This window comes from Bacteroides timonensis, assembly GCF_000513195.1.
Lineage (GTDB): Bacteria > Bacteroidota > Bacteroidia > Bacteroidales > Bacteroidaceae > Bacteroides > Bacteroides timonensis.
This window is the reverse complement of record NZ_CBVI010000155.1, coordinates 21,633-28,625: the sequence shown is the minus strand read 5'-3', so window position 1 is coordinate 28,625 and position 6,993 is coordinate 21,633. Positions and strand designations below refer to the sequence as shown.

Below are 6,993 nucleotides of genomic sequence, written 5' to 3'. Positions count from 1 at the left end.
ATACTCCATGGCGGTCTTCACCTGTGGGATAGAAATGGGAGACTATGCTTGTGAACTGACGGAAGAAATGAATCGGGAAAAGGTGACATGAAGAAAGCCGGAAGATAAAAACATATATAATTGGTGATAAATGATTTAACGTTTGTAATCTTCCGACCACCCATGGCATACTATCCGGTTCTTGTTTCGCATTGACAGATTTATACTTTTCGCGATAAGCTGACATTGAAATGCCGAAATGCTTCTTAAAAGCCTTTGCCAGACTAAACTTTGTCTGATAATTAGTCTGCATACCTATCTCTTCAATACTCTGTCCGGTAGCGATAAGCAGATGGGCAATATATTCCAGCCGTAAACGTTGGATATATGTACCGATATTCTCACCGGTAACATTTCTGAAAACCTTTCGGAAATGGAAGAATGAAAGGTGAACCATTTCAGCCAACTGTTCAGGATCGAGCTCATGAAAGAGATTCTGATCAATATAAGTCCGAACCCCATTGACAGCTTCATAGTGAACATGTTGCGTCATCTCTTTCTGTCGCCAGCGTTTCAGAGTGGGAAGACGCTTGTTCAACAAGGTTCTTAATTCTTGCGGAGTATAGTCGGTTCCTGAATACCAATTGTACTTATCTGTGTATTTCACCCAGATATCCACCATTTCATTCATAGAGATATCCACCGTATAGTTCCCATCTTTCAGACAATAGTAACAATACTCGTCACTGCAGGAGTAATCGGCATTGGTACCTAAATACTCTTCCACATCGAAACGGAGGGGCATCCCACAACTTTGGCAGTACTGTTTGTTCACTGTTTGATTCATGGCGCAAATATACGATGCCTATTCCGGATATGATTATCCAAAATAGGCATCTTTTATGATTTGCTCCTGTTTTTCAGAGTAACTGTCTTGATTTCATCTCCAGATACTTGTTTATCACATCAATCGAGAGATTTTCAGGTGTGGTCAATAAAGGATAGATACCATTCTGTTTCAGTGTAGATACAATCAGACGCTTCTCAAAAGCAAACTTCTCTGCAATGACATGGCGGTAATACCCCTCCGTATCCTTCGCAGGAGCGGCAATATACTTTTTCATATCAGCATCTTCAAAGAAAACAACAAGCAAGCGATGCTGACGATTCAGTTGCTGCAAATAAGCCAATTGGCGATTCATACTTCCCATACTGGAGAAGTTGGTATATAAAACCAGGAAACTGCGTTTACTGACATGTTTATTGAAATGCACGCAGAGAGAGGAAAAGTCCGTTTCACCAAAGGTAGTCTGCTGACTATAGAGATTCTCAAGCAGAGTTTGCATCTGACCGGGAGCCTTTGAGGCCGGAACAAACGAATCGAAATGTTCATTGAAAGTCACAACCCCTGCCTTGTCCTCTTTCCGCATGGCAACGTACGAAAGAACTAAGGAAGCATTGATTGCATGATCCAGTAAGGTCATTCCGCGAAATGCCTGCTGCATAACCCTTCCCTTGTCTATCACACTGTAAATCTGCTGTGAACGTTCATCCTGATATACATTCACCATAAGTTCATGCCGGCGGGCACTGGCTTTCCAGTTGATTGTACGGTAGTCATCCCCCTTGACGTACTCTTTTATCTGTTCGAACTCAGTATGATGCCCCACACGACGAATACGCTTGATTCCCAGCTCCGTCAGATTATCACTCATTGCCAACAATTCATAGCGATGCAGCATCAGATAAGAAGGATACACTTTAATATCCTGCTCCTCTCCGCATGTATAACGCCGGGAGAGCAAACCTATCCGACCCGTTACGAATACGCGAATCTGTCCGAAACCATAAACTCCCCGGCTTGTCGGACGTAAATGATAACAGATTTGTTTTCCTTCATTCGCCTGAAGCTGTACCCGGAAACTAATATTTCTCTGCTGAAAAATGAAAGGTACTTCATCGATAACCTCCGCAAAGACAGGATACGGATAACAGCTTTCCACCCGAAGATTCACCGCATTTTCGTCCCCATTGGAAAAACGAGCGGAGCATTGACGGAATGCCCGAATCCCACGAATCCGGTAAAGCATATATCCGTCTGCCAGCACCGACAGCAAGAGGACAAAAAGCAGCCCCTGCCCGATGGTAAACAACGGAGCAAAAGCATACCCACTACCCATCAACAGGATAATCAGGATGAGAACCATATAAAACCGACGGGTCAGAATCATTTCGGAACTTCTACCTTATCAATCAGGCGTTGCGTTACTTTCACTGGTGAATAGCCCTCCATTTCAGCTTCCGCCGTCAGGATGAGACGATGCTGAAGTACGTATGGAGCCACAAACTTGATATCCTCCGGTGTCACAAAATCACGTCCCTGCAAAAGCGCATAAGCCTTCGAAGTCTGCAACATGGCCACGGATGCACGCGGAGAAGCCCCCAGATATACAGCTTTACTTGTACGCGTCTGCTGTACAATCAAGGCGATGTACTGAAGCAATGTACGGTCTATAAACACCTGCTTCATCAGATTACGAAGCGACAAAAGCTCCTCTTTAGTAATAGCCGGGGTAATGTCCTCCAGCTTCACAAATGCAGCATTCGTATGGTGACGCTCCAGAATATTCACTTCTTCATCCAATGAGGGATAATCCATCGTCAGCTTCATCAGAAAACGGTCAAGTTGCGCTTCGGGCAATTTATAAGTCCCCTCCTGCTCCACCGGATTCTGTGTAGCCAGAATCGTATAAAGTTCTCCCATCGGATAGGTCACTCCGTCAATGCTGACCTGACGCTCTTCCATAACCTCGAACAAGGCAGCCTGTGTTTTGGCAGGAGCACGATTTATTTCATCTACCAGTACAATATCAGCAAAGATCGGACCGCGATGGAAATCAAAATCATTGGTTTTCATGTTGAATACCGTTGTACCCAGCACATCACTCGGCATCAAATCCGGAGTAAACTGGATGCGGCTGAAATCTGCGTCGACCAGACGGGCAACCAGGCGTGCCAACAATGTTTTCGCCACTCCCGGCACTCCTTCTATCAGCACATGCCCATTTGCCAACACAGCGGTCAGCACCAAGTCCACCATCTGTTCCTGCCCTACAATGACGGAAGCAATCCGGTCTTTCAACTCTTGTATCTTCTCGGAAAAGAGAGTTAGATCCACCCGTTTTTCTGTATTCTCTTCCATAAACTTCTTCTTTATATATGATCGATTATTTCATTCATTTTATCAATAAACTGCTTCATTTTCTCCGCAGTTATCGTTTGCCCTCCATAAATCACCGGTCTGACCGTACGGATAAACTTACCGATTTCTTCCGCACTCATACCGGTCTTCCGAGCAATCCTATCGAAAGAGCGTTCATCATCCGCCACGTCTTCTATGTCCACCTGAATCTCCCTTCTCAACTCTTCTGCAAAATACATATATTTTTTACGAACCAGGCCGGCATGGTCTTTCTTCTGAAAATAGAGAGTGCCTATCAGTTCCGTAAATTCCAATGATTTATTTTCAGGTCGATAGATAACCGGTATCGCACGTTGTCTTCTTCGCGCTGTAAACACCATGAAGAGTAGTATTGCAAGCATCGTCAGATACAAAGCCCAACGAAATGGCCTCTGCGAGAGGAAATAGCGGAAAGGAGACATCTGTACTTGTGCTGTTTGCTCCATATAGGCTTCGGTACGGACTATGGGAAGTTTTCCCATTTGCGATAACAGGCGGAACAAATAAGTGGCGTTCTTTCCGTCTAGTATACCGTAATTGGTAAAGAGCAAAGGTGTGGAAGCCAGAATAACCTCCCCTTTCCCCCACTGATACGACATGGCAACCGGAACATGGATAACAGTATCTGAAAAATCAGAATCCACATCAGCTTCATATCTGAACTCATCTACTGAAATATCCTTTACTGCCAACACCTTCGCCGGAAGCGAATCTGTGAGAAAGTAAGACGAACACAGTTGGGGATAAAAATAGAAATTCTGCCGGGGATAAACCGTAGAATCCCCTATCCAACACAGACTATCCCTCATCAGCAGCGAAGTAGCATACTTCTTCAAGGCTACCGGACTAAAATAAGAATAACTGTTTCTGAACTTCAAGGTATCTTCCAGTTTATTGCTAAACCAGGTACTTACCAACATGATCTTACTTCCCCGTTCCGCCATTTTCAGTAAAGCGTCTACATCCACATCCGATGGCATCCGGTTATTGGCAATAGCCAATATTCCCCGACAAGACACAGTATCTTTCTGTTCCATCTGGTAAAAGGTTTCTCTGGACAATGAATACCCCGTCGGCAGCGAAGCGGACAACAAGCTGTTAAAAACAGCACACCCGAAAGGCTGCTTATCGTAATGGCTGAAAGTAGGATTCCATACGAATTTCTTCGGCAAGCGACATTCTATTGCAAACATCAACAGCAGAAAGATGATAATTCCGACAATGAACCAATGACTTCCTTTCATACAATCCCTCCTTTCTTCACATCTTCCTGCAAGGAATACATGGTGTGAAACAACGCTTCGGTCGCTTCAAAATTTCCATAACGCACCCGCAGGAAATGATGAGTCAACTGCCGGAAAGCGGGCAACTGCACTTCATTGATGTACTGTGTGGGTGTTTTGTAAAGTTGCCAGTCTATACGTCCTTCGTCACTGAGTTGCTTTAGCGTCTGCAAGTACAATAACCGGACTGCTTCTCTATAATCATGACGGGAAAGGGCATCAGCAATCCCTTTCGCAAAATCCACTCCATAAATGGTATCTTCTTCCACCGTATAAGGCAAGGCATTCTTACGGGAATACGTGAACAATTCCGGATGCTTCTTGTAAACGAACCAACCTATCAGAATAAGGATAAGAATAGCGATACCTATCAGAATAAGTTCCGAATATTCTTCCGCAAAGTTGCTACCGAATATTTTTCGCATAACTTCTCCGAACCATCTGTTGAACCACTCGAATAAATTAATTTCAGGAGCGATCAACTCACGGTTGTAGTCATACGCCGCATCAGAATGCCATACGGCAACCTGCGCGGTGTCACAAACCAATGTATCAGCCGGAGAAGTTATCATTTACATTTTAGAGTTTATCGAAATTATCAATATCACTTTCTACCATGATGCTATCCACCTTTTCCGAGGCATGACCATACTGATAAGCCAATCCCACAAATGAGAAAATCATGGCAAGGTAAGCACCAAACACCTGTACAATAGCCAACAGATAAAGCAAGAAACTATATCCTACGGATACGGTTGCTTCGGTTCCCCCGCCACTTGTAGCAAAGATGTACTTCACCACTGTTCCTATGTACCAGGGTATCAGCGTCACTCCCTGTAAGATACCAGCAATGATTCCCATGACAAGAGATATCATAAAGATACCTCCCCAAGTGGTAAATCCTAAGCGGAAAGTCTTCTTCAAAGCCCCCATGACAGTGATGTCTTCAAGCAGGTAAATAGGTGCCCAAAGGCTAAACGGCACAGCTACGGCTATCATAAACGGGATTAACAGAATTATAATAATCGGGAACAAGGTAACAGGGAATAAAGCAGCTATGACACCGATAATCAGACCGGCCAACATCGTCAGAACTAATCCGAAGAAAACCAATATAAACATCCTCTTCACATTATGGAGCAACATAGGCCGCAGCATCCCCAACGTGACGCCTCGCAAGCGTTCCTCCCGCTCATTATAAGTCCGGATCATTGCATAAACCAATGCAGTCAGCAAAACAATGCCTATTATCAACAGAAGCATATACAGACCGTAATAAGAAAAGAATGACAATATAGCAGAGTCAGGAAATCCACTCTCCAGAAAGCCGGACATGCCTATCGTATAAGTCATCAATCCATTCAGACTTAATGCCTGGACAAGACAAAGCGGTAAAAGCAAATAGGTTGCATACTTCAGCATCAACTTCCAATTCTCTTTTATAAAATCGAAAGATGCATTAAACTTCTCACCGAAAGAACGTCTTACGTACAACGCAATTTTAGGTTTCTCTGTTTCCATGTCGTTTTCTATTAGGTAAATAAATATAGTAGAATAAAATAAATGCCAGAGAAGTAATAATCAGCCCAAGCCTCAACGCATCCGGCAATTCGGTGTGGCGAGTGATAAAACCTTCTATAAATCCTGCCATGATAAATACGGGGATGGTACCTATCACAATCTTCACCCCTCGTTTGGCTCCCCTACGGAAAGATTCAAGCCTTGAATAGGTTCCGGGGAACAGCCATCCGTTTCCCAGAGCGAGTCCGGCAGCACCGGCCACAATGATAGCCCAGATTTCAAGTGTCCCGTGTAGCCATACGGCAAGCATGGACTCTCCAAGCAGACCATGCTGGAAAAAGAAAGTCTGGAAAGAACCCAACATGATTCCATTGGCAAAAAGCATATATCCTGTACCGAAGCTGGTTAAGATTCCCATAGCAAAGCAATTGAAGGAAACCATGATATTGTTCAGTGTGATTCCCAAGAACATAGGAACTTCCGAAGAGCCGTTATACACTGCCATAGGTTCTCCGTTGGATATATTATCCAATGTCATATCCACATAGTTATTTCCCAGAATCAGACGGACAAAATCGGGATCACCCACAGTAGAAATCACTCCGACCGCTACGCTGACAATGAAAATAAGGAATGAAACAAGCAGTTCACGATGCGCATCGTGCATGGTCTGCGGTATTTCCTGCGTCCAGAAAGTGATGACTCGCGACCACTTCTCACGTTTGTTCCGATAAATTTTATTATGCAGCGCCGAGGCGAGATTGTTCAGATAAATGGTAATGCGGGAAGTTGGAAAATGCGTTTGTGCAAACGCCAGATCGGCAGTAAGGTCCGTATATGTGTCGGCAAGCCTGTCAGGAGACAAGCTTGTAGCCTGCTCCACCACCTTCTCGGCTTCTTTCCATTTTTCGATATTCCGACGAATGAACGTTACTTCTTTCATACTTTTCCTGAAGACTTCGGATGAGT

General features: G+C 44.2%; 7 protein-coding genes. All 7 read right to left on the bottom strand.

All coding sequences use genetic code 11. The features are described from left to right. On the bottom strand, nt 1–826 hold an 826-nt coding region (locus BN161_RS25935; protein ID WP_316931151.1), incomplete at its 3' end, for a zinc ribbon domain-containing protein. Between the two features lie 73 nt (nt 827–899). Then, entirely contained in the window at nt 900–2,210 is a 1,311-nt protein-coding gene (locus tag BN161_RS25930; protein ID WP_044271813.1) for a DUF58 domain-containing protein, read from the bottom strand. Then, nucleotides 2,207–3,181 carry an AAA family ATPase gene (locus tag BN161_RS25925; RefSeq protein ID WP_044271811.1) on the bottom strand — a complete coding sequence of 325 codons (975 nt, stop codon included), beginning with the start codon at nt 3,179–3,181 and terminating at the stop codon, nt 2,207–2,209. Before BN161_RS25925 ends, BN161_RS25930 begins: the two co-directional genes overlap by 4 nt. 11 nt (nt 3,182–3,192) lie before the next feature. Continuing rightward, complete coding sequence (locus BN161_RS25920) at nt 3,193–4,464, bottom strand: DUF4350 domain-containing protein (RefSeq protein WP_044271808.1); 1,272 nt, start codon at nt 4,462–4,464, stop codon at nt 3,193–3,195. Further along, entirely contained in the window at nt 4,461–5,075 is a 615-nt protein-coding gene (locus BN161_RS25915) for a DUF4129 domain-containing protein (RefSeq protein ID WP_044271806.1), read from the bottom strand. The genes BN161_RS25920 and BN161_RS25915 overlap by 4 nt, the downstream gene beginning before the upstream one ends. 7 nt (nt 5,076–5,082) lie before the next feature. Continuing rightward, nucleotides 5,083–6,024, bottom strand: coding sequence for a hypothetical protein (locus tag BN161_RS25910; RefSeq protein ID WP_044271804.1), 942 nt, complete (start codon nt 6,022–6,024; stop codon nt 5,083–5,085). Further along, a complete protein-coding gene (locus BN161_RS25905) occupies nt 6,005–6,967 on the bottom strand; it encodes a stage II sporulation protein M (RefSeq protein ID WP_044271803.1) in 963 nt (320 codons plus the stop codon). Before BN161_RS25905 ends, BN161_RS25910 begins: the two co-directional genes overlap by 20 nt. Nucleotides 6,968–6,993: the final 26 nt, after the last annotated feature.

Bases quoted from the DNA above. Each gene is read 5' to 3' on its own strand.
- BN161_RS25915 (WP_044271806.1), bottom strand. From the start codon at position 5,075: ATGATAACTTCTCCGGCTGATACATTGGTTTGTGACACCGCGCAGGTT.
- BN161_RS25920 (WP_044271808.1), bottom strand. From the start codon at position 4,464: ATGAAAGGAAGTCATTGGTTCATTGTCGGAATTATCATCTTTCTGCTG.
- BN161_RS25925 (WP_044271811.1), bottom strand. From the start codon at position 3,181: ATGGAAGAGAATACAGAAAAACGGGTGGATCTAACTCTCTTTTCCGAG.
- BN161_RS25930 (WP_044271813.1), bottom strand. From the start codon at position 2,210: ATGATTCTGACCCGTCGGTTTTATATGGTTCTCATCCTGATTATCCTG.
- BN161_RS25910 (WP_044271804.1), bottom strand. From the start codon at position 6,024: ATGGAAACAGAGAAACCTAAAATTGCGTTGTACGTAAGACGTTCTTTC.
- BN161_RS25905 (WP_044271803.1), bottom strand. From the start codon at position 6,967: ATGAAAGAAGTAACGTTCATTCGTCGGAATATCGAAAAATGGAAAGAA.